This is a genomic window from Bacteroidales bacterium (assembly GCA_016709865.1).
In the GTDB taxonomy this organism is placed as follows: domain Bacteria; phylum Bacteroidota; class Bacteroidia; order Bacteroidales; family VadinHA17; genus LD21.
In genome coordinates this window covers 1,711,785-1,736,489 of sequence record JADJLX010000005.1, presented here as the reverse complement: position 1 = coordinate 1,736,489, position 24,705 = coordinate 1,711,785, and the positions used below count along the sequence as shown (strand labels likewise).

The following is a 24,705-nucleotide window of genomic DNA, read 5'->3' as shown; positions in this document are numbered from 1 at the left end:
TAAGAATGAAGAAATTACTTTTACTTTTCATACTGATATTTGTCTTGACATTTAATGGACTTTCACAGGAGAACTTCAGGATAACGCATGGTCCTTACCTCTGTGATATGAGTGAAACCGGAGTAACGATCGTATGGACTACCAATAAAAAGGCAATAGCATGGGCTGAAGTTGCTCCCGATGATGGCACTAATTTTTATGGGTATGAACGGCCAAAGAAATACGATTCAAAATATGGCAGGATACAGGGAACATCAACCCTGCACAAGGTTAGAATAAATAATCTGACTCCGGGTACCAGATATCGTTATGCAATCTTCTCGAAGGAGGTTATACAATGGGAGACTGATTCGAAGATTATTTATGGAATTACTGTGGCCAATCCCGCATATAGCAGGAATTCGCTTGCATTTCGTACATTCAGTAATGAGGATGATTCAGTTTCATTCTTAGTATTCAACGATTTACATGGCCGATCTCAATTTATGAAGGATGTCAGTAAAGGAATTGACTTCAGAAAAATTGATATGGTGATCTTTAACGGAGATATGTCTTCATCCCTTAACAACGAAGAACAGTTATTTACTGATTTCATAGATGCTTCAGTGGAAATATTTGCATCAAGGGTTCCAATACTATTTACAAGGGGTAATCACGAGACAAGAGGAACCTTCGCAGATTACCTTATAGACTATTTTCCAAAAGAGTCTGATAATATCTATCAGCTTGTTAATGTGGGAGATGTCTCTTTTCTGATGCTCGATTGCGGCGAAGATAAACCAGATTCTGATATAGAGTACAGCGGTCTGGCAGACTTCGATGCCTACCGGAATGCAGAAGCAGAATGGCTGAAAGAAACTGTAAAGTCGAAGAAATACCTGGATTCAAAAGTCAAAGTTGCGATTCTGCATATGCCTCCAATGGAAGGAAACTGGCATGGGAATATTCACCTGAGGGAAACATTATTGCCTGTTCTGAATGAGGCAAATGTGACAGCTATGTTCAGCGGACACACTCACAGGTATTCTTACAACAAGCCTGAGGCAGGGAAAATAAACTTCCCGGTTTTGGTTAACAGCAATAATGCAGTTATAAAATGTGATATCATTAATGGTAAAGTTAAGGCATCAATTATCACAGCGGATGGAAATAAACCATCAGAACTTGTATTGAACTGATAACTTGTTTTTTACAGGACTATCAATAAATGTAAGTTATGGCAGTGCCATGACAAAGAAATCAGGTTTCTTCTTGTTTAAAACCAAGGGTGATTCACTGGTCTGGAATTTTATTGGGAATAATTAATAAAAAACAGTACTTTAATGACGCATAAAATTTAATTTTTAAGTGTTATGAAAGAGAGCGATGTAAATCAGAATTCATCAATAGCGGAAAGAATGTTCTCAATTGATTTTTTCCGTGGCTTCACAATGTTTCTGCTTATAGGTGAAAGTACCAGGCTCTATTCCCATATCAGAAAGATAGACACCGGCTTAACTCAGTTTATCGGTACACAGCTTGAACATCATGAGTGGCATGGCCTTTACTTCTGGGACCTTATACAGCCATTTTTCATGTTTATCGTTGGTGTTGCAATTCCATTTGCTGTTGCCAACAGGATCAAGAAAGGAGAGGGGGACCGGACAATAACTCTTCATGCTTATAAAAGAGCATTTCTTCTGTTCTTCCTCGGTTGGGCCCTCTACTGGATTGGTCCGGGTAAAATTGTCTTCAGGCTTCAGGACGTTCTTACCCAATTGTCTGTTACTTACCTTGTTGCCTTCCTGATCAGAAATAAAAGCTTCTGGTTTCAAATGACATTATCTCTGGCTATTTTGCTGATTATGGATCTTGCATACAGATTCTTTCCGGTTGAAGGTTTTAATCAGCCATGGGTGGCTTATCAGAATCTTGGTGCCTGGGCAAATATAAAAATAGAAGGTGTCGAGAAAACGAGTATCTGGGCATCAATAAATGCTTTTTCCACTATCGCTCACACAGTATGGGGTGTTCTTTGCGGGAAGCTTCTGATGAGCACTAAACCTGCCGGTGAAAAAATTAAACTGCTGATAATCGCTGGTGTAACAGGGCTGGTTATAGGTTACTCTCTCGATCTCCTGAATATCACTCCGATAATCAAGAAAATTGCCACAGCTTCATTCGTATTTACAAGTGGTGGTTATGCAATTCTTGCCCTGACATTTTCATACTGGCTTATAGATGTTAAGAAGATCTTTGTAAATGGCTCGAAAATGTTCAGGATCGTTGGTATGAACTGTATCTTCATTTACGTCTTCTTTGAGTCAGGCGGAGCAGGTCTGGTCTATAAAATTTTAACTCCATTCCCGACAACTGTTTTCTCCTGGGCAGGTGAAATAACTGTCGGAATTGTAACAAGTCTGATGGTGTGGGCTGCTTTATGGTACCTTTGTTACTGGCTTTATAAGAACAAGTTGTTCATAAAGATATGATCAGAACTCTACACATACTTCTATTAATTTTAGGCTCACCTCTTTTGTTTAGTTGCGGAACCAGAAAGGTTGATAGTAAGTCTGTTGAAATAAGTGTCCCGGCTGCTGCTGATATCACTATGCCTTCGATGTCAATTCACGAAGCAGCAGTAAATGGATTGACAGACCGGGTAATGAGTTTACTCGACAGCGGTATGGCTGTTGATACACTTGACACTGACGGAAGGACACCATTGATGTATGCCTCGTATAACGGATATACCACAATCATCAGAAGGCTTCTTGAAAAAGGTGCTAATGTTAATATTCAGGATGCCTATGGCCGGACTGCCCTTATGATGGCTTCTTCAGGTCCGTATCCCGAAGCTGTAAAACTCCTTCTTGACAGATCTGCTGATCCGAATATCACTGATAAGGAGGAGCATTTCACAGCATTGATGTATGCTGCTTCTGAGGGACAACTGGAAGTTGTAAAATTGCTGCTGTCAAATAAAGCTGATCCGTCACTGAAAGACGTTGATGGAGATGATGCTCTTGCTTTCGCTAAAAGCAACGGACATGCAGAAATTGTAATATTGTTACAGACGCTGAATAAATAATAATCAAAAAGATTTGTCAATTTCTTCAGGAGGAGTATAATCTGAAACAAGTTTGGCTTTTGTGTACTTTTCAATCTGGTTGTCACACTCTTTTCGCAGTCTGCTCAGGATTTCATTATAGGCAGGATCCGGAGCCAGATTTTTTGTTTCAAGGGGGTCATTTTTCAGGTCATATAGTTCTTCAGGAGCTTCAATAAACCTGTATCTGAAGTACTTCCATTCGTTGGTTCTTATCCCTTCACTCGAAGGAATTTCAGGCAATTTCCATAGGTGTTCGAATAAGATTTCTTCCCTTACTTTTTCAGGTTTTTTATTCCAGACATATGGCATAAGGCTTATTCCCTGATATTCTTCAGGAATCTCAACAGCTGCAATATCAAGGATAGTTTTGGCAATATCTATATTAAGTACCATATCGCTGATATCGCCGTGTTTTTTTGCTCTCGGATCAAAAATAATCAGGGGAACATGCAGGGAATTATCATACATCAGCCATTTATCAGCAAGCTGGCGTTCAGCCAGGAAATACCCGTTATCGCCCATTAAAATAATAATAGTATTTTCTGCAATGCCTTTATCTTCAAGCACTTTTCTCAGTTCGCCTATTTCATCATCTATTTCAGTTATCATCCTGTAATAACCTTTAATGCTCTTCTGGTATTTTTCAGGAGTATCAAACCTCCACGTCCAGCGTAACCTGTTATAGCCTTCCCTGGCCTCTTTTGGTAAAGCCATAAAGTATTTATCCTCCCCTAAAAGAGGATCCGGTATTGTAATATCAGAATACAGTTCATCAGATTTCTTCTGCCATATGTACTGTTCCGGTGCATTGTCGTGTGCGTGGGGTGCACTAAAGCTTAATGACAGACAAAATGGTTTATCCGATGGAGCATCTTTAATGAACTCCTGAGCCTGAAATCCGGTATACCTTGTAAGGTGAACAGTATCAGCTCCTATGGTTTTAAAAAAGTAACCCCTTCTGTCGGGGAAGTTTCCGTTGCGATCGTAAATGTCTGCAGTGTCGAATAGCATTTCAGCGTTTTTATACGTTACTCCAAGCTTGCCAAAGAAACCGGTATAGTATCCGTTCTGCTTCAGAATTACAGGATAGCTGAGTTGCATGTAAGGTTCCTTAAGCGGACCCTGCTGAAAGGTATATCCATGAGTTCTTTCATACATACCGGTAAGTAATGATGCTCTGCTGGCAGCACTTATTGGTGTAGTAACAAAGGCATTTTTAAACCAGGTCCCTTCACTTGCGAGCCTGTCCATCTGGGGTGTCCTGATTATTTTATTACCTGCATAACTCATTGCATCCCAGCGGTGGTCATCTGTAAGAATGAAAATTATATTTGGTTTACTCCCGTCTGTTACCTCATGTTTCCCTGAAGAACATCCTGAAATACATGCACATCCGATTAAAAGAAATGATAGCTTTTCCATCTTAATTCAATTATGTATAAATATAATTATTATAAAGATTTTTTATACTTTTCCACTCAGATCTAATACATTAATTATGAAAAAAGCATCATCTCTTGCAATCCTGTTTTTGCTGGTTTTTTCCTCATTATTCACCAGCGCACAGCAGGTACCATATTCATTTCCTTTCCGGAATCCCTCACTTCCTCTTGAGGATAGAGTGAATGACCTCGTTTCGAGACTTACACTTCAGGAAAAAGCTGATCAGCTTCTTTATACTGCTCCTGCAATTCCGAAACTGGGAATTCCTTCCTATAACTGGTGGAATGAAGCTCTGCATGGTGTGGCCAGAGCAGGTTACGCAACGGTGTTTCCCCAGTCGATTACGATCGCCAATTCATGGGATGAAAGTCTGATGTTTAATGTTGCCAGTGCAATCTCTGACGAGGCCAGGGCTAAATATCATGAGTTTCAGAGAAGAGGCAAAACAGGTATATATCAGGGACTTACCTTCTGGTCACCAAATATTAATATCTTCCGCGACCCAAGGTGGGGAAGGGGACACGAGACCTATGGTGAAGATCCTTATCTGACAGGAAGAATGGGTTTAGAGTTTGTAAAAGGATTGCAGGGTGATGATCCAAAATACCTGAAAGTTGTTGCTACTGCCAAGCACTATGCTGTACATTCAGGACCAGAGCCGCTGAGGCACGAATTTAATGCGAAAGTCAGCGAAGTTGATCTCAGGGAGACATATCTTCCTGCTTTTCGTACACTTATTATGGATGCCGGAGCATATTCGGTTATGGGTGCGTACAATATGATAAGGGATTATCCCGCTTGTGCCAATCCTATGTTATATGGGATCCTCAGAAATGAGTGGGGATTTAAAGGTTATATAGTATCAGACTGCTGGGCTATTTCAGATTTCTGGAAATTTCAGAAGTTTTCGAAAGATGCTGCTGAAGCTGCCGCAGCCGCAGTAAAGGCCGGAACCGATCTAGAATGCGGAGTCGATTATAAGCAGCTGATGAAAGCAGTGGAGCGCGGACTAATTACCGAGGCAGATATAGATGTTGCCGTAAAAAGGATCTTCACTGCCAGGTTTAAGCTTGGTATGTTCGATCCGGATGAGATCGTACCTTATGCACAGATTCCATTCTTTGTGAATTGTTCCGATTACAACAATACACTGTCAAGAAATGCTGCTCAGAAATCAATAGTAATGCTTAAAAATGCTGAGAATATTCTTCCTCTTAAAAAAGATATTAAAACCCTGGCTGTTATCGGACCAAACGCAGACAACTTTGAGTCGCTGGTTGGAAACTATAACGGGATATCAAAAGATCCTGTTACAGTCCTCAGGGGTATTAAGAACAAGCTATCCCCCGAGACAAAAATTATTTATGCGGAAGGAAGTGATCTGGCTGATGGCGTTCATAATCTGACTGTAATCCCATCACGATATCTTCTTACTGCTGATGGACTTCAGGGAGCAGTTGGCGAATATTATGATAACAGGGATCTGAAAGGTGAACCAAAATTTACAAGGATTGACGATCAGATCAACTTTTACTGGGAGCATCTCTCTCCCCGATATGACCTTCCGGATGATAATTTCGGAGTGAAGTGGACAACATACCTTGTAGCTCCCGAAACCGGCTCATTTGCTATCGGAAGCTGGGGATCGTCATATTATGAGGTTTATCTCGACGGAAAGAAAATCATATCTGAAAGAAATGAACATCATGCATTCCATAAAGAGTATTCTGTTGACCTTGAAGCCGGGAAAAAATACAAGGTTGAAGTCATTTATAAGAACTATGCAGGCGATGCCGATATGAAATTGTTATGGGCCCGTCCCCGTCCAAATCTCATCTCTGACGCTGTTAACGCTGCCAGAGAGGCCGATGCTGTTGTACTTGTTCTTGGACTCTCGCAGAGGCTCGAAGGTGAGGAGATGCCAATTAAGACTGAAGGATTCCTTGGGGGTGACCGCACAAACCTGAATCTGCCTGCTGCCCAGGAGAAACTTCTCGAAGCTGTAACTGCAACAGGGAAACCTGTCATTGTTATTCTTACCAACGGAGGGGCATTATCTGTTAATAAAGCCCAGGAGAAAGCCGCGGCAATACTGCTTGCCGGTTATGGAGGTCAGCAGGGAGGTAATGCTGTTGCCGATGTGCTGTTTGGTGATTATAATCCGGGCGGACGGCTTCCTGTAACATATTATAAATCAATAGACCAGATACCTGCTTTTGAAGATTATAATATGACAGGCAAGACCTACAGGTTTTTTACTCAGGAACCATTATACCCATTTGGATATGGATTAAGCTATACTACGTTCTCTTACAGTAATTTAACATTACCAGCCACTTCAGTTGCCGGTGATAAAATCAAAGTAAAGGTAACAGTAACAAATACCGGAAAAGTAACAGGCGATGAGGTGGTTCAGCTTTATCTCACTGATGAAAAAGCTTCTACCCCAAGGCCTGTCAGACAGCTTGAAGGATTTCAGAGGGTTACTTTAAAACCGGGCGAGAGCAGGGATGTTGAGTTTGCGCTTGATCCCAGGCAGTTCTCTATTATCAATAATAAGGATAAAAGAGTTATAGAGCCGGGTTATTTTACTTTATCGGTTGGAGGTAAGCAACCTGGTTTCAAAGGTTATCTCGACCCACAGTTTACACAGGTCTTAACAGGAAGGATCAGATTAACGGGGAAAGAAGTTCCTTTTACTAATTAATCAAATCCATTAACCACAAAGGGCACTAAGGTCCCGATAGCTATCGGGATACACAAAGGTCACAAAGACCTGAAATACAATGCCTCCCTTTGTGTTCTTTGAGTATCCTTTGTGTACTTTGTGGTTAAAATGGATTTAGTTCTTACTGGCCTTTCAGTTGTTTTACGAGCCAGTTGTTTAATGCTTCAGTCTCTTCAGGAAACTGCCAGTGACCTGTTTCGAGAAACAGAGCAAGTTGCTTTGGAGCTGTAATGACATTATAAGCCGAATACATAGAAGTAGGCGGACATGTCAGGTCGTTATATCCCCAGGTATAATAACCGGGAGCAGTAACCCTTCTGGCAAAATTCACCACATCAAAGTAGCCGAGAGTCTCAACTTCATTGGGTTTAGGCTGAGTATTTTTAAAATAGTGCGGCCAGCCTCCGGCGCGGTTATTTAAATATCCGGTATGATCGCAAAGTGCAGGATAGAGTGCTGCTGCGAATTTTATTCTTTTATCAAGTCCGGCTGTAACAATTGTTAACGCTCCTCCCTGACTCCCACCTGTAACAGCAATATCCTTTCCATTGTATTCAGGAAGAGAAACAAGAAAGTCAACCGCCCTGACACATCCAAGGTATACTCTTTTATAGTAGTGAGTGTTACGGTCATTCATTTTTACAGTGTTATAAGCATAGAGAGCTCCTCCTGCCAGATCTGTATAAACCTGCGGATCGAGATTGACAGGAATTCCATGAATACCTATGTCAAGCACTATAAATCCAAGAGATGCTAATCTTGTATCACCTGAGTAAGCACGGATGCCTGCACCAGGGACTTTAAGAATAGACGGGTATTTTCCTGGTGCTTTTGGCATTGCAAGCATACCATATATTCTCGATCCGTTTATCTCATTCTGGAAACTGATATGATATACATTTACATCGCTGGTGCACTTCTCCGGTAACAGCGTAATCTTCGGATCAAGATTGATTTTTCTGGCCTCTGCAATAGCATTTGTCCAGAAAGTATCAAAGTCAGCCGGATCTTTAACAGTTGGTTGAATCTTTTCAGGTTCGAATCCTGCTGTAGCAAGTCCCTCATATCGTCTCCCGTCAACAACTGCCCATACTCTTACCCTGTAGAATCCCGGTACTTTCATGGTTCCGGTGAACTCAGTTTTTCCGGTTTTTAATACGACACCCTCCTTTTTTACGTCAGGAAGTGCCTCAGGACCAGTTTCATAATCAATTGTAACATTCTCTACAAGGTTTCCGTACTGAAGTACCTGAACAGAAAACTTAGCCTGTTCGTTTATTTTATATGTCCAGTCTTTATGATCAGGAGCAATAATTACTTTAATCAATCCGGTATTTGATTGTGCTAAAGCAGTTACTGAAAAAGTGAATAATAATACACACTGCAGAAGCAGCGATAAGATTTTGTTTTTCATAGCAGAAATGAATTAATAATTATTGCTCCTAATTTATCGAATTATTTTTTAATAAACCGGTAGACTTTTACTGAATGAGGCAGCATATCAACATAAACAGATGCCTCCTTCAGAACCAGATCTTTGTGGTCCCACAGATCCCTTACAATATAATCTTCTAGTTTGGGAGCTGGTCCGCCGCGGGGGCCCATTCCTGCAAAGCCTGCAGGGGGTGCTGCTGCTGCAGGTGCTGCACCTGTTGCTGGGGCTCCTGCTGTTGCAGGTCTGGCAGCTCCTGCTCCCGGTGCTCCTACTGGTGGAGCGCCCGGTGCTCCCGGCATACCGCCTGGTCCGCCAAATCCTCTGCCGAAGGTTCTGATTGATGCAAGCAGGGAGAAATCTACAAGTACACTTTTCTTTTCATCACTGGTATTGAGCAGGCAAACTGCTTTTTCATTGTTTGAGAGGGTTTTAACCCAGATCTGATAATCGCCATTATCGCGGTAGATTGTTGCCTGTCTGCCAAGGGTGTCCTGATTAATAGCAATCAGCTCCTTATTCATGAGGATGGCTTTAGTTTCCGGAGTCATTGTGGCAAGATCATTACCTGCCATCAGAGGAGAAGCCAGCATGCACCACAGGGCAAAGTGGGTTTTGTATTCTTCATTTGTCATACCGCCGTTTCCAACTTCAAGCATATCAGGATCATTCCATTTGTAAGGTCCTGCATATCTAGCCAGCTCTTTCTGTTGTCTGAAAATGCCGATCATACTGTTCCAGTTGTCGCTGATATCACCTGTTGTTCTCCATAAGTGACCCACATCACCTGCCCATTCCCAGGGTTTGCTCTGTCCCCATTCACATATGCTGAACACAATGGGTCGGCCCGCTTTGTAGAGAGCGTTTCTCATGTTTGTATAAGTGGACCTAGCATCCTGCGATGTTGATCCGCACCAGTCGTACTTAAGATAATCAACACCGTATCTGGCATATGTACGGGCATCCTGGTATTCGTATCCGAAACCTCCGGGACGACGCTGGCAGGTTACTGTGCCAGCACTTGAATAGATGCCGAATTTAAGTCCTTTCGAATGTACATAATCGGCAACATACTTCATCCCGTGCGGGAACCTCTCTTTATCAGGTACAATCTCGCCATTTTCATCGCGTGAGATCTGCCAGCAGTCGTCAATCACAATGTATTCATAACCTGCATCCTTCATTCCGGAACTCACCATTACATCAGCCATCTGCATAATGAGAGCCTCGCTGACATTACAGCCATACTTATTCCAGCTGTTCCAGCCCATCGGCGGAGTTTTTGCAAGTTTTTCAAATTTCTGTGCTGCAGCACTGGCAAATAGGAAAAGTACTGCTGCAAAAAAGACTAATTTTTTCATGTTATTAAATTTTTAATAAAACAAAACGGGTTTAATTATATGAATTCTGGACTTTAGTTAAGTTTAAAAATTTATCCTTTAAGTTAGACAATTTAAATTCAATAAAATTCCCTGTTTGTTCAATTATTATTTAAAATCAGCAAAATGCAGATTTCTCATTTGTTTAATTATTTTTGTTAGCACTTAACACTTAAAATATGTCGCAGGAAAAGCACTTTCTTCAGACCCGTGTAAATCTTTTTGATGGGATATCTATGGTTGCAGGCGCAATGATCGGGTCTGGAATTTTTATAGTAAGTGCTGATATTGCCAGAAGTGTCGGGTCTCCCGGCTGGCTTATGATGGTGTGGCTTATAACCGGACTAATTACAATCATTGGTGCTTTGAGTTATGGAGAACTGGCTGCCATGATGCCAAGTGTAGGAGGTCAATATGTCTATCTCAGAGAGTCTTATCACCCGTTGATTGGATTCCTTTTTGGCTGGACAACTTTTCTTGTAATCCAGTGTGGTTCGATTGCTGCTGTTGCAGTCGGATTTGCGAAATTTAGTGGTGTTATATTCCCATGGATATCAGAAAGTAATATACTTTTATCTATTGGTTCATTAAATATTACCTCCACTCAGTTCGTCGCCATCGCAATGATTGCTTTTCTAACATGGCTGAATACCAGAGGTATTGTTACAGGCAAGATTGTTCTGAATATTTTCTCATCTACAAAAGTAATCGCACTTCTTGGTTTTATAGTAGTAGGTCTGCTTGTGACAAAGGGCATTACCTCTTTTGATGTGAATAAAGAAGTTTTCTGGCAGGCATCGAAAATCGGTGAGGGAAATCAGATAATTCCAATAGCAGGATTCGCTCTGATCGCAGCAATCGGGACTGCTCTTGTGGGTTCATTGTTTTCAGCTGATGCCTGGTATAACATTACTTACATCTCCGGAGAAGTGATAAATCCGAAAAGGAATGTCCCATTAAGTCTTCTGTTTGGAACTCTTCTGGTCTCTTCCCTCTACCTTGTTGCAAATCTGGTTTATATCAGAATACTGCCGCTTCATGGTTCTCCCGATGGAATTGATGCCGTCTCTCGTGGTATACAATATGCAACCGACGACAGGGTAGCTACATCTGTTATGAGTGTGATTGTGGGCGATTATGCTGCAATCATTATGGCGGTGTTTATTATGATCAGCACCTTTGGCTGTAACCATATAATGATACTTGCCGGACCAAGAGTCTATTATGCAATGGCAAAAGACGGACTTTTCTTTAAAAAGGTAGGGAGCCTTAATAATAAAGGAGTTCCTGCATTTGCACTAATTGTTCAGGGTGTTTGGTCAGTATTATTATGTCTTTCAGGAACATATGGGAATCTGCTCGATTATGTAATATTTGCAGTGCTGCTTTTCTTTACACTTACTATCCTTGCGATCTTTATTCTCAGGAAGAAAAGACCGGATATCCCTCGGCCCTATAAGGCTTTTGGATACCCTGTTATTCCGGCATTGTACATACTTACAACTTTTGCAATTATGGTCATTCTTCTGATCTATAAACCTAACTATACCTTCCCCGGACTGGGAATTGTATTGTTGGGGATACCGGTGTTCTATCTCTGGAGAAGATTTTCAAAAAATCAGGTGAAAGAGGAAGAAATTATTCCATAACCGATTTTATTGCCCATAGGGCATAGGAAAATAAAGAATTCTTATCTTAGTATATTAAATAAGTGTAAGATTTACACGTATTATTTCATAATACTATTATAAAACTGAAAACCTGAACCATTATGAAAAAACTCCTTTTCATTTTCTCAGCAGCAACAATTCTTTTCTATGGGTGCACCGGTAAAAATGCTTCTAACCAATCTGTTGAAATTGGTGTAATTCAGAATCCATCAGCCGAAATTACTGAAGGTTCGGTTGTAAAAGGATGGACCTTTGATGCCAGGGCCAGAAATGTTATTCATTTCTACGATAATGTGGCTCATTCAGGAACCAAGAGTCTTTTTATAGATGCCGGCAGAATGGCATCCGGGCGCTGGAGCACAAAGGTCCTGCTTAAACCATGGTCGAAATATCGTTTTTCAGGCTGGGTAAAAACAGAGAACATTTTATCGGCTAATAATAAAGGGGCAGGTTTCAGGCTTGAAGGTCTGAAGGTAGAACCAACCGGATTATCCGGTACAAATGACTGGACTCAGGTATCATACGAGTTTGAAACCGGTAATAACGATTGTGTTACAATTGCGTGCGTTCTTGATGTGGAGAGAAATGGCAAAGGCAGAGCCTGGTTTGATGATATGAAAATGGAGCTTATTTCCTCGGAAAAGATCGCAACCGATGTTAAAATAAATACAGGTGTTAAAGCTGAACCAATGCCTGTTTATATCTACGGACAGTTTATTGAGCATCTAGGACGTTGCATCTACGGTGGTATCTGGGCTGAAATGCTTGAAGACCGTAAATTCTGGTATGTTCCAGGCACCAGGGAGTCAGCCTGGAGGATCGGCGGTGAGCAATCATTGGTTTCGATGGAGACCAGAGAGCCATTTACCGGATCTCAGACCCCTGTTCTTGAATCAGCCGGTGAGAAAAAAGCAATACTTATCCAGGAGAATCTTGGATTGAAGGAAAACCTTGATTATACGGGAAGAATTGTACTTAAGGCAACTTCAGGAATTCAAAAAGCTGTTGTTACTCTTAAGTGGGCTGATAAAACTGAGACTGTAGATCTGACAGGTCTTACAAATAAATATGCTACCTATCCGATTAGCTTTAAATCAACTACTCTTGTACACGATGCAGTTTTATCAGTTGAGCCGATCGGCACCGGAAAACTCTGGGTTGGTACTGTTTCACTTATGCCTTCAGATAATATTGAAGGATTCAGACCCGACGTTCTTACTCTGCTTCGTGAACTCTACTCACCTGTTTATCGCTGGCCGGGAGGTAATTTTGTAAGCGGATATAACTGGCGCGATGGTATCGGCGACAGGGATAAAAGACCTCCGAGAAAGAATCCGGCCTGGCAGGGTGTGGAAGCAAATGATGTGGGTATACATGAATTCATGAAATTCTGTGAACTGCTTAACACTGAGGCATATATTGCGGTGAATGCAGGTCTGGGTAACTCAGACGAAGCCATGGCAGAAGTCCAGTACACGAATGGGGATGTTAATACACCGATGGGTAAACTAAGGGCATCAAATGGTCATGATAAGCCATGGGGTGTTAAATGGTGGTCAATAGGAAACGAGATGTATGGCGACTGGCAGCTTGGGCACATGTCGACAGAACAGTTTGTAGCGAAGAACAATGAATTTGCCGACAGGATGAGATCTGTTGATCCTTCAATAAAGCTGATAGCTGTTGGCGACCTAGGCGACTGGGATAAAATGGTGCTCGCAAACTGCTCAGACAAAATGGATTATATAAGCGAGCATTTTTATAAGCAGGATTATCATGGCGGCGGACTTATGACTCATGTTAAGCAGATTCCTGATGCCATCAGGGAGAAAGCCGTGGCTCACAGGGAATACAGGAATACGATACCTGCCCTTAAGGGAAAAGATATAAGGATTTGTATGGATGAATGGAATTACTGGTATGGTCCGCATATTTATGGCGAACTCGGAACCAGATATTTCTTCAGGGATGCTATGGGAATTGCTGCAGGTATAAATGAATATTCTAAAAGCTCCGACATAATTTATATGGCCAATTATGCCCAGACTGTCAATGTAATAGGTTGTATAAAGACTAATACCACACATTCTGTTTTTGATGCAACAGGACAGGTATTAAAACTTTATCGCGCCAAGTTCGGATTCATTCCTGTTGAGATCCGCGGTGATCTTCGTCCTCTTGATATCGGCGCTACACTTACAACAGGTGGCGACACATTAACAGTGTCTGTTATTAATCCAACCTGGGAACCGGTTGATTTCCCTCTTAATGTAACAGGAAGCACATTATCATCCGGTGCTGAGATCTGGAGAGTTACAGCCCCCGACGATATGTCTACAAACGAACCGGGAAGGGAACCTGTGGTTGTTATCGAAGGACCGGAACCTCTAGCATTCAGCAATAAGCTTAAGGTTGGTCCGGCAAGTATCACAATTTTTCGGATTCCTTTAATAACAAAATAGAAAATTCATTAATAGATCTGGAGTTCTTAATATTTGAATTTTTTGTTACACAGAGTTGCACAGAGAATCACAGAGTTACACAGAGCAAATACAGAAACTGGCTTTTGGTTTCTCAGTGTCTCTCTGTGTCTCCTCAGTGTCTCTCTGTGTAACTGTTTTTAACTTTGGCATTTTATAAGATTTATGTTTCCGGAAGCATTTAAAAATAGAATTGCAAATCAGAAATATATTGATTCTGAGTCTCTTCTGAAGGCATTGGAAGAGCCATCGCCGGTAAGCATACGAATAAATCCGTCAAAGTGGGATAAGAAACCATTAACCGGAGAATCTGTTCCCTGGTGCGAAAATGGCTATTTTCTTCCCTCCAGACCATCATACACACTTGATCCTCTTTTCCATTCAGGGTGCTATTATCCGCAGGAGGCATCAAGTATGTTCCTCGAACAGGCAGTCAGGCAAGCTGCAGGATCTTCAGAGAACATCAGAGTGCTGGACCTTTGCGGTGCCCCTGGAGGAAAAAGTACTCATTTGTCTGATCTGATTGGCACTGGCAGCCTGTTAATCACCAATGATGTAATCAGATCAAGGGCGGTTATTCTTTCCGAAACAATAACAAAATGGGGCGCCGGAAATGCAATAGTCACTCAAAACGATCCGGCTGTCTTTGGCAGACTTACAGGTTATTTTGATATAATACTTGTAGATGCACCATGTTCAGGAGAGGGAATGTTCAGGACTGAAGTCGCCGTCTCAGAATGGTCGGTTGAGAATACCGCCCACTGTGCAGAAAGACAAAAGAGAATACTGATGGATATCTGGCCATCTCTGAAGGAAAATGGTCTGCTGATCTATAGTACCTGTACATTTAATCCCTGTGAAAACGAAGAGAATATCAAATGGCTTACCGGTAAACATGAAGCTGAGAATGTGAAGCTGGATATTTCTGATTTAAAGGAAATTACAGAGATTGATTATCAGGGTGTTACAGGGTATGGGTTTCACCCGGGAAAGGCGAGGGGAGAAGGGTTCTTCATTTCGGTTATCAGGAAAACAGCCAGGAATAACATGGTAAAGGCAAAGAGTCAGATAAGGCCTGAGCTTAAACCGGGAAAGATTGATTATGATGTGGTTGAAAGAAGCACGCTTTTTTCAAAAGAGAGGTTATTAAGATGGGGAGAGGAGCTGTTTTCTGTCCCCTGCGATATAGATGAATATACATACCTTTTTCAGAATTTAAATGTTGTGATGCCGGGTACAAAATTATTTGTGGTGAAGAAAAATGATTACCTGCCAGCGCATGATCTTGCTTTGTCAAAACATATCAGGAATGAGGCTTTTGAAGTTGCAGAGGTTGGCCTGAATGAGGCAATTGCGTATATGCGGCGGGATGCCTTCCCCCTTGCAGGTTCGACGAAAGGGTGGACACTTTTAACCTTCAGAGGGGTGAATCTGGGTTTCATTAAAAACCTGGGAAACAGAATTAATAATTACTTTCCTGTTGAATGGAGAATAAGAATGAACTCTTCAGAGGCAGGAGTGGATAGTCTAATCAAATGGTGATTTGATGTCGGTGGAATCACGTGAATTTCAGATTTTTGCCAAGCCCGTGGGAGCAGTATGCAATCTTAATTGCAGTTATTGTTATTACCTCGAGAAGGAGAAAATTTATCCTCATAAAGGGCGCATGCTTATGAATGATGATATTCTGGAGAATTACATAATTCAGCATATTGAGGCAACAACAGATAACATAATTACTTTTTCATGGCATGGTGGTGAGCCTTTGATGTCGGGAATTGATTTCTTTAAAAAAGCTGTAAAACTTCAAAAGAAATACAAACCATCAGGAAAAACACTTCAGAATGGTATTCAGACGAATGCGACCCTTCTTAATGAAGAATGGTGTACTTTTCTTTCGGATGAAGGTTTTACTGTGGGTGTAAGTCTGGATGGTCCCGGGGAACTACACAATATGAATCGGCGCACCCGTGATGGTCACGACACTCTGGCGGAGGTGCTGAGGGGATTTAACCTTTTAAAGAAACATGGAATAATTCCTGAAGTGCTTTGTGTTGTTAATGCGTTTAATGTTAGTGAACCTCTGAGAGTATATCATTTTATCAGGGAGCTTGGTGCTTTCTATGTGGCATTTCTGCCACTTGTAGAGCCCGACATCTCTTCTCCGGGAGGCGTCTCTTCAAATTCGGTTCCTTCCAAAGAATTCGGTCTTTTTCTGAGTGCAGTTTTCGACGAATGGGTTGAAAAGGATATTGGAGAAATTAAAATTCAGATTTTCGAAGAGGCAGTGAGACCTGCTTTTAATCAGGGGCACACTCTTTGTATTTTTAAGGAGAATTGTGGCGGAGTACCTGTAGTTGAACACAATGGAGATTTCTACTCATGCGATCATTATGTCAATAGCGATAATTTACTGGGAAATCTGAAAGAGCATTCCGTTTCGCACTTTCTAGACAGCGACGGACAGAAAGCATTCGGACTGGCAAAGTCGCAAACATTACCAATGTATTGCAGGCAGTGCGAAGTATTACCGATGTGCAACGGTGAATGTCCTAAGAACAGGATAATAAAAAGTCCGGATGGTGAATCCGGACTCAACTACCTGTGTAGTGGATATAAATATTTCTTTAATCATTGCAGGCCATTTGTTGAGGCAATAGCCATAGCCTGGAAAAACCAAAACCTCTGATTATACTTTTAAACCACGGAGTTACACGGAGTTACACGAAGGTAACACGGAGTAACACTGTAATGCTTACTGGAGTATGTTTAATTCATAAATAACTCCGTGAACAACTCCGTGATACCCCGTGTACTCCGTGGTTAACCTTTGTTTTACTGTACTTATTTCAATTTTTCCTTGAAGAATCCCACTGTTCTTCCCCAGGCCAGTTTAGCAGCCTGTTCGTTATAACGTTCTGGATTTGAATCGTTGTTAAAGGCGTGATTTGCACCTTCATACATGAATATCTGATACTCTTTCTTGTTTGCTTTGAGTGCCTCTTCGAAAGCAGCAATCCCGGCATTGATACCCTGGTCGTTCCCTGCATAATGTGCCATTATAGGAGCCTTAATCTTAGGTACATCCTCAACTGCCGGCTGTCTTCCGTAGTAAGGTACTGCTGCATCAAGATCCGGTGCATTTACAGCTACCTGATTAGTCATGGCTCCTCCCCAGCAAAAACCTGTACAACCAACTTTTCCTGTAGACATAGGATTGGTTTTGAGATATTTGACTGCAGCAACGAAGTTCTTTGTTGTCTCTTCAGGTTTTAGTTTTTTGAACAGTTCACCAACATTGCTTATATCTTCAGGGGTACCGCCAACAGGAGATAGGGCATCGGGAGCAATAGCAAGAAAACCTTCTTTAGCCATCCTCCTGGCAACATCACGTATATGAGGTACCAACCCGCGGTTCTCATGAATTACGATTACGGCCGGGAACTTCTTTCCGGACTTTGGCCTTGCCATGAATGCTTTCATATCTCCGGTAAATGCCGGATAGGTAATGAATTCAGTTACGAGGTCGGGATCATCCTGGTAAGATGCTGACGCTTTCAGACCATTCTCTTCAAGAACAGGGAGCAGTGCTAAAGCGGCGGCAGTACTGCCGGCAACCATGGCAAGTTTTCTGATAAAATCGCGGCGGTTTGTTCGCCCTTGCCTGTAGTCATTGTAAATTGTGGTGATTTTCTGATCCATAATGAGAAGATTTTGATAGTTTATAGAGTAAATTCTAAGGCCGGATATATTTTTTATATTTGTATGTTATCATAAAAACATAAAGCATCAAGATACATAAAAATAGTGAAAATCAACAATATTTCCGGCGTAATTCTGGCAGGTGGTTCAAATTCCCGTTTCGATGGCAGAACAAAGGCAAATCTGGTACTGAATGGCAGGACAATCATTTCAGGAATTGCAGAAATTCTCAATGAGATTTTCCCTGAAATAATTATTGTTACAAATTCACCTGAGGAATTCAATGAATACTCCGGGCACAGGATTACAGGTGACTTTTTTAAAAAAGTGGGACCGCTTGGTGGAATTCATGCAGCAATGAAGGCTTCATCATCTGATGCAGTGTTTATAGTTGCCGGGGATATGCCTTCACTTAACAAAAGTGTGATTATCAGGCAGGCAGATTATTTTCTTAATAATAGTTGTGATGCACTTATTCCGTCTGTGAATCAAAATATTGAACCGCTGCATGCAATCTACAGAGTCTCTGTTATTAAGAAACTTGAAGAGTATCTTTCATATGATTCAGGGCATGCTGTAAGGGAGTTTCTTACCATAATTAATACAAGATATATGGAATTAGATGATTCTGAAGAAACTAAGATTGCATTTACAAATATTAATACTCCGTCAGATTTTATTAACTTTAAAACTTCCAAAAAATAAAAAGATATGAAGAGAATTCCATTTTTCATCCTGTTGCTTGTGGTTTCATTATCAGCCTGTAAAAAGTACAGCAAATATGAAGGTATTGCTTTTACCGAAAAGGAGCCGCGCGATTGGGAAAATCCTGCGATCTTCAATATAAACAGAGAGGATCCTCATGCAACAATGATAAGTTTCGCGGATGAGCAGAGTGCTCTTGAGGCTGTAACGTCTAATTCGCCGAACTATGTTTCGCTTGATGGAACATGGAAGTTTAACTGGGTGAAATCTCCCGATGAGAGGCCTTATTGGTTCTTTAAAGATGACTATGACACACGTGATTGGAAAGATATTGATGTGCCTTCAAACTGGCAGATGAGAGGCTATGATGTTCCCATATATGTAAATATTGGTTATCCATTCAAGATGAATCCACCTTTTATTCATCATGAGTGGAATCCGGTTGGCTCTTATAAACGGAGTTTCAATATTCCTTCCGACTGGAAGAACAAGGAGGTATTCCTTCATTTCGGTGCTGTCAGTTCTGCATTTTATGTATGGGTAAATGAACAGCTTGTCGGTTACAGTGAAGATAGCAAAGTACCTGCTGAATTTAATATAACCGGGTTTTTAAAATCCGGCAACAACACTTTATCAGTAGAGGTATACAGATGGTCCGACGGCAGCTACCTGGAAGATCAGGACTTCTGGAGATTAAGCGGAATTCAGAGAAGTGTTTTTCTTCACGCCCGTCCAAAAACCCGTATTAATGATTTTTTTGCTGTTGGTGACCTGGAGAATAATTATAACGATGGACTGCTTAAACTAGCAGTATCACTGAGTGGAGCAGCTTCCGATGCAGGAGATTTTATTGTTGATGCTTCCCTTTACGATGGTGATGAAAAGATCTATTCAGAAAAGAAAGATGTAAAATTATTTGAAGGCAAAGCCGAAGTTGGATTTCTTAAGAATTTTCCATCAATCAAGAAATGGTCCGCAGAAAAACCAAACCTATATTCACTGGTTCTTAATCTTAAGGATACAAACGGCAACATCCTTGAAAGTATAAGTTCAAAAATCGGATTCAGAAAGGTGGAAATTATTAATTCACAGCTTCTTGTGAACGGTGTTGCTATCTATCTTAAAGGTACAAACATGCATGAGCACCACGATATCAATGGTCATGTCATTGACGAAGCAACTATTCTTAAAGATATCAGGGTAATGAAAAGCAATAACATTAATGCTGTCAGAACATCACACTATCCGCAGCAGGAACTGTGGTACGAGATGTGTGATAAATACGGTCTTTACCTCGTTGATGAAGCCGATGTCGAATCTCATGGTATTGGATATGACAAAGATGTAACAATTGCTGACAAGCCTGAATGGGCAGCCGCTCATCTCGACAGGATGAAACGGATGGTTGAAAGAGATAAAAACCATCCCTCTGTTATTATCTGGTCAATGGGTAATGAAGCCGGCGACGGAAGAAACTTTCTTGATGGATATAAATGGATCAAAACGAGGGACAATACAAGAATGGTTCAGTATGAAAGGGCTGAAAAAGCAACAAATGCACCTGAGAGGCATACCGATATCTGGGCTGACATGTATGCCAGAATTGAATTTATTGAATCCTATGCCAAAGATCCGAAAAACGACAGACCGATGATAATGTGTGAATATGCCCATGCAATGGGTAATTCAACAGGCAATCTGCAGGATTACTGGGATGTAATTGAGAAATATCCCAAGCTCCAGGGAGGGTTTATCTGGGATTGGGTCGATCAGGGTCTCCTGAAAACCGATGAGAATGGCGAGAAATACTGGGCTTACGGTGGAGACTATGGTGAAGCCGGAATACCAAGTGATGGCAACTTTTGTCTTAACGGATTAGTTTGGCCAGACAGAACTGCACACCCCGGATTATATGAAGTTAAAAGAGTATATCAGTACGTTGGTTTTGAGCCGGTTGATCTGAAAACTGGACTGGTTAAGATTACCAATAAATATGATTTTACTAACCTTGCAGAATTTAATTTTGACTGGGAAGTTATTTCAGATGGAAATGTCCTTCAGTCTGGGAAGATCCCATTATCTGATTTCAAACCTAAGAGCTCGTCAAACTACATGATCCCTATAGAGAAAATTGCTCCCGCTCCCGGTGCAGAATATTTTCTGAACCTGAGGTTCTCAAGAAGTGATGAATGGAATTATGTTCCTGAAGATCATGTTTATGCTTCAGCTCAGTTCAAACTGCCACTCGAAGCAATACAGGAGTCAATGAAGAGTGATCCTTTGGCTATGCTTCAGACCAAAACAATAGACAAGAAGCTTGAGATTAGCGGCAGCGATCTGAAAATTGTTTTTGATCTTGTTAGCGGAAGAATGGAGTCGTTTAATTATAAGGGAAAGGAAATCCTTAAGAAGGGTCCGGAGCCTGATTTCTGGAGGCCTCCTACCGATAATGACTATGGTTATGATATGGACAAGCTTCTGGGTGTTTGGAAAAAGGCAGGAGAGAGAACAGTTGTAACCAAGGCAAATATAAGCCAGCCGGAACCGGGGAAAGTAATAGTCAGTTTTAACTATGATATTCCTGATACTGAAGGTAAAAAAATTGCAGGATACATCAGTTCATACACAATTCTTGGATCAGCAGATGTGATTATTAAGAACCAGTTCTCGAAGATCTCATCAACTATACCTGAGATCCCGAGAATGGGTATGCAGATGCAGCTACCCCAGGAGTTCGTTAATCTGACATGGCTTGGCCGCGGACCTCATGAGAACTATGTCGACAGAAAAACCTCTGCAGATATAGGGTTATATGAGAGTACTGTTCCTGACCAGTATACACCTTATATCCGTCCGCAGGAAAATGGCTACAAAACTGATACCCGCTGGTTGACATTAACTGATGATAATGAGACTGGCATCCTGATTTGCGGATCACCTTTGATCTCATTTTCTGCCCTTAATAATATTCATGATGACTTCGAATCACCGGGTAAATTATCGCAGTACAGAGCCGATGCCAGCACAGCAAATACTCATACTGTCGATGTAAAACCGCGTGACCTTGTAAATCTGAATGTCGATCTGGGTCAGATGGGCGTTGGAGGCGATAACTCCTGGGGTGCAAAAATTCATCCTCAGTATCGTTTACTTGACATGAAGTATGAATACTCATTCAGAATCAGACCGGTTGTAAAAGATGATGATATCCTGAAACTGGCAAAACAGAAATTCTGATTGTCTTTTTCTTCTTTTCTTCTCTGTGTGACTCTGTGTCTTTCTCTCCGTGTAACTCTGTGTCAGTTCTTATTTTTTGTTACACAGAGAGACACAGAGGATACACAGAGGTTCACTGAGAAGAATCATATTCATTAATATTTCAGTTCTATTTTCAGGACTTCATTTTCTCCTGTACGTATATTTTTTACATCATATACCAAAGGACCTGTGACTTTTTTACTTACAGAAACTCTTGTCACTGAATTTGCAGCCAGGGTAATTGAAGCCGGGGCATTAGCTATACCGTTAATCAGATAGAATGGTACATCCGACTTGTTAGTCACTTCAAAGATGATTGTCTTGTCATTCTGATAAAATGGTTTGCTCACCGAAATTGACTGGTAGAAAAAAGGTTTTGCAAATTCCTCTTTCCCGGCAAGCATATCCTGAAAATATACCATCGTCCTGCCTGCAAACATTGCTTCTTTGAGTGAATTATGAGTTCTGTCTTTTGCAAAAACCAGTGTCATTGGCCTTCTGCTTTTTTCTGCTTCCGGATATACTTCACTTATTACAGCATGTACATCACTATTTCCTGTTAATACAAGGTTGTGCTGTTTTGCCATAGTAAAAACCTGGGGATAGTAGTTCTCATCGTTGAAAATCTCAATTCCATGAAGCCATCCGTTTTTAATCAGTTTGTAGTGAATATCATACATTCTTGGAATTCCGTCCGGTTGCTGTGATTTCCATCCAGGGTGGTTCCATTGAAGAAATGCTCCCTGTTTAATTGCAGCCTCGTAACAGTCCCATGCAGAGTCTCTTGCAATAAGTGCCGCATCGGTTATAAACAAAGCATTCATATGTCCGGGAGGCATCTTACGGGTGATCTCTGTACCATGAACCAGTATAATGTTCCTTTCCTTTGCATATGCTTCAGCTATCTTCCATGCTGCATTATGATCAACCGGCACAAAGTCTTTCTTTGGAGTATACTCAAGATGGTCAGTTATTGCAATGGCATCCAAACCGTCGCGGAGAGCCTCATCAATTCTTACAGTTGGCCACACATTGCCATCTGAAAATATTGTGTGCATATGAAAGTCGCACTTCAGAGTCACATATCCGGGCAGGTCGGGAAGGTTTACAATCTTTCTTTGCCCGAATACATTAAATGTAACAACTATAAGTAAAAGCGAAATGATAATTTGTTTTTTCATAGGAATATAGTTTATTGTATTTATATATTAACCAAGGAGTTACACTGGTTTCTATTTCTTTCGCCGAGCCCATAGAGCCATTGTGCCGTTGCGCCGTTATGCCTTTAAGCCTTTCTACACCTTCCTGAAATCCAGATTCCAGAAATGAAAATCACCGGAAGGCAGATCGATTTTGAATCCTGTTACCTTTCCTTCTGAGTCAAAACTGAAGGTAATAAGTCCAAATGTGAGATACTCATCCTTAAAAACTACCTTAAAAGTGTCGTAATGCCAGTGTTCCAGTTCACCGGTAAAAACAGTTTTTGAAGGAAGGAAAGTAAGTATGAGCTTACCTCCATCAATTTTTATTTCCGCATCACCATAGCTTTTATCACGGAAAATACCGATATATCCTGCCTGGTCAAGTGAAGGTTTGGTACCAGCCACCCGGCTTTCGATACGTTTCCTGTTGCTTGTTTCTTCATAAGAGTCGGACCGTGTTTTAATGGCCGTATATTCCCCGATCCAGTCAAATTCTTTTCCTTTCACAAGAATATCCATAAGATCACCTATCAGAGCACTGTTAATATAGAAATCATTCCCGTTATTAAGAATAATTATCGAAATCTTCTGTTCAGGAATCAAAGTGACTTTACTGATATAACCCGGCATTCCTCCATCATGTTCTGCTATCTTTTTGCCATTGTAATCGTATATGAACCAGCCCAGTCCGTAGGTGTAAAAATTTATTCCGTGTTTCTTTTGTGAGGCTGATGCACCCAGGATTGTATGAGGTTCAAGTATCCTGGTCAGGCTGCCGGTTGAGATTATCTGCTTCCCTTTGTATTTGCCTGAATTCAGCATCATCATTGTCCAGAGGCTCATTTCATCTACACTTGAATACATTGCTGCGGCAGATTTTGCGGCATTAAAGTCGTAAATATCAAGAACTTTATTGTTGATATGCCCGAATGCAATGTCCTGATCTTTAGTAATCTCATCGTTTGATGGTTTTGTCTGAACCATACCCAGTGGGGTATAAATCCTTGAATCAACAAACTCAGACCATGTTTGACCAGTTACTTTTTCTATTATATCCCCGGCAATCATAAACATTATGTTCTGATAACCGAATTCAATGCCAAATCTTCTTGTAATAGGTTCATTACGCATCCTAATCATCACCTCTTCATCGGTGTAACCGGTATTATACCAGAGCAGATCACCGAAGAAAGTACCCAATCCTGACCTGTGGCAGAGAAGATCCTCGATAGTCAGCTGCCGTGTAATATAATCATCTGCAAGTCTGAATTCAGGGAAATAGTCAGTTACCTTGTCGGTCCATTTTACCTTGCCTTCATCAACAAGGATGCCTATGCATGCCGCAGTGAATGCTTTGGAACATGAAGCGATATTAAATAAGGATGTTGTACTTACCGGCCTCTTAAGTCCGGCATCAGAAAAGCCCAGTGCATTATGATATAATATTGCTGAATCCTTAACTACAGCAACAGCAAGTCCGGTTGGTTTGAAGACTTCAAATGCTTTCTTAACTGTTTCATCTATCTTTACCAGATCCTGTTTTGAAACCTGTGATCTTAAGCCCGAACAAGTTGCAAATACTAACAGGACTACCAAAGTCAAGTTTTTTTTCATA

Annotated in this window: 16 protein-coding genes; 10 read left to right on the top strand and 6 right to left on the bottom strand. The window is 41.1% G+C overall.

Annotation, left to right across the window (positions count from 1 at the left end; translation table 11 throughout):
- Positions 1 to 5 precede the first annotated feature (5 nt).
- The 3 genes from IPJ16_15610 to IPJ16_15600 all read left to right on the top strand — a co-directional run bounded on the left by IPJ16_15610 (position 6) and on the right by IPJ16_15600 (position 3,070).
- Positions 6 to 1,178 (top strand): metallophosphoesterase, encoded by a 1,173-nt coding sequence (locus tag IPJ16_15610; GenBank protein ID MBK7628601.1) that lies wholly within the window; start codon positions 6 to 8, stop codon positions 1,176 to 1,178.
- Positions 1,179 to 1,352: 174 nt separating this feature from the next.
- Positions 1,353 to 2,471 carry a DUF5009 domain-containing protein gene (locus tag IPJ16_15605; GenBank protein MBK7628600.1) on the top strand — a complete coding sequence of 373 codons (1,119 nt, stop codon included), beginning with the start codon at positions 1,353 to 1,355 and terminating at the stop codon, positions 2,469 to 2,471.
- A complete protein-coding gene (locus tag IPJ16_15600) occupies positions 2,468 to 3,070 on the top strand; it encodes an ankyrin repeat domain-containing protein (GenBank protein MBK7628599.1) in 603 nt (200 codons plus the stop codon). Before IPJ16_15605 ends, IPJ16_15600 begins: the two co-directional genes overlap by 4 nt.
- A 3-nt stretch (positions 3,071 to 3,073) precedes the next feature.
- On the opposite strand, the gene IPJ16_15595 is transcribed toward IPJ16_15600, so the two are convergent.
- Positions 3,074 to 4,513 (bottom strand): sulfatase, encoded by a 1,440-nt coding sequence (locus IPJ16_15595; protein MBK7628598.1) that lies wholly within the window; start codon positions 4,511 to 4,513, stop codon positions 3,074 to 3,076.
- Between the two features lie 76 nt (positions 4,514 to 4,589).
- Between IPJ16_15595 and IPJ16_15590 the strand changes: the two genes are divergently transcribed.
- Positions 4,590 to 7,241, top strand: a complete 2,652-nt coding sequence (locus IPJ16_15590) for a glycoside hydrolase family 3 C-terminal domain-containing protein (protein MBK7628597.1) — start codon at positions 4,590 to 4,592, stop codon at positions 7,239 to 7,241.
- Positions 7,242 to 7,383: 142 nt separating this feature from the next.
- Here the strand turns inward: IPJ16_15590 and IPJ16_15585 are convergent, their stop codons facing one another.
- Together IPJ16_15585 and IPJ16_15580 are read right to left on the bottom strand one after the other, a co-directional pair.
- Positions 7,384 to 8,676: an acetylxylan esterase gene (locus IPJ16_15585; GenBank protein ID MBK7628596.1), complete on the bottom strand. Its 1,293-nt coding sequence runs from the start codon at positions 8,674 to 8,676 to the stop codon at positions 7,384 to 7,386.
- 41 nt (positions 8,677 to 8,717) lie between these two features.
- A complete protein-coding gene (locus IPJ16_15580) occupies positions 8,718 to 10,055 on the bottom strand; it encodes a glycoside hydrolase family 27 protein (protein MBK7628595.1) in 1,338 nt (445 codons plus the stop codon).
- A 197-nt stretch (positions 10,056 to 10,252) separates the two neighbouring features.
- On the opposite strand from IPJ16_15580, the gene IPJ16_15575 reads away from it, so the two are divergent.
- The 4 genes from IPJ16_15575 to IPJ16_15560 all read left to right on the top strand — a co-directional run bounded on the left by IPJ16_15575 (position 10,253) and on the right by IPJ16_15560 (position 16,912).
- A complete protein-coding gene (locus tag IPJ16_15575) occupies positions 10,253 to 11,722 on the top strand; it encodes an amino acid permease (GenBank protein MBK7628594.1) in 1,470 nt (489 codons plus the stop codon).
- A 122-nt stretch (positions 11,723 to 11,844) separates the two neighbouring features.
- Positions 11,845 to 14,205 (top strand): alpha-L-arabinofuranosidase, encoded by a 2,361-nt coding sequence (locus IPJ16_15570; protein MBK7628593.1) that lies wholly within the window; start codon positions 11,845 to 11,847, stop codon positions 14,203 to 14,205.
- A gap of 183 nt (positions 14,206 to 14,388) precedes the next feature.
- On the top strand, positions 14,389 to 15,765 hold the full coding sequence (locus tag IPJ16_15565) for an rRNA methyltransferase (GenBank protein MBK7628592.1): 1,377 nt from the start codon (positions 14,389 to 14,391) through the stop codon (positions 15,763 to 15,765).
- 4 nt (positions 15,766 to 15,769) lie between these two features.
- Entirely contained in the window at positions 15,770 to 16,912 is a 1,143-nt protein-coding gene (locus IPJ16_15560; GenBank protein MBK7628591.1) for an anaerobic sulfatase maturase, read from the top strand.
- A gap of 155 nt (positions 16,913 to 17,067) precedes the next feature.
- On the opposite strand, the gene IPJ16_15555 is transcribed toward IPJ16_15560, so the two are convergent.
- Positions 17,068 to 17,925: a dienelactone hydrolase family protein gene (locus IPJ16_15555; GenBank protein MBK7628590.1), complete on the bottom strand. Its 858-nt coding sequence runs from the start codon at positions 17,923 to 17,925 to the stop codon at positions 17,068 to 17,070.
- A gap of 105 nt (positions 17,926 to 18,030) precedes the next feature.
- Here IPJ16_15555 and IPJ16_15550 point away from each other — a divergent pair, with 105 nt between their 5' ends.
- Together IPJ16_15550 and IPJ16_15545 are read left to right on the top strand one after the other, a co-directional pair.
- Complete coding sequence (locus IPJ16_15550) at positions 18,031 to 18,630, top strand: molybdenum cofactor guanylyltransferase (protein MBK7628589.1); 600 nt, start codon at positions 18,031 to 18,033, stop codon at positions 18,628 to 18,630.
- Between the two features lie 6 nt (positions 18,631 to 18,636).
- Complete coding sequence (locus IPJ16_15545) at positions 18,637 to 21,867, top strand: DUF4981 domain-containing protein (GenBank protein MBK7628588.1); 3,231 nt, start codon at positions 18,637 to 18,639, stop codon at positions 21,865 to 21,867.
- A gap of 134 nt (positions 21,868 to 22,001) precedes the next feature.
- Here IPJ16_15545 and IPJ16_15540 read toward each other — a convergent pair whose 3' ends face one another.
- Both IPJ16_15540 and IPJ16_15535 read right to left on the bottom strand, forming a co-directional pair.
- Positions 22,002 to 23,069, bottom strand: a complete 1,068-nt coding sequence (locus IPJ16_15540; GenBank protein MBK7628587.1) for a hypothetical protein — start codon at positions 23,067 to 23,069, stop codon at positions 22,002 to 22,004.
- A gap of 114 nt (positions 23,070 to 23,183) precedes the next feature.
- Positions 23,184 to 24,704, bottom strand: a complete 1,521-nt coding sequence (locus IPJ16_15535; GenBank protein ID MBK7628586.1) for a serine hydrolase — start codon at positions 24,702 to 24,704, stop codon at positions 23,184 to 23,186.
- Position 24,705 lies beyond the last annotated feature (1 nt).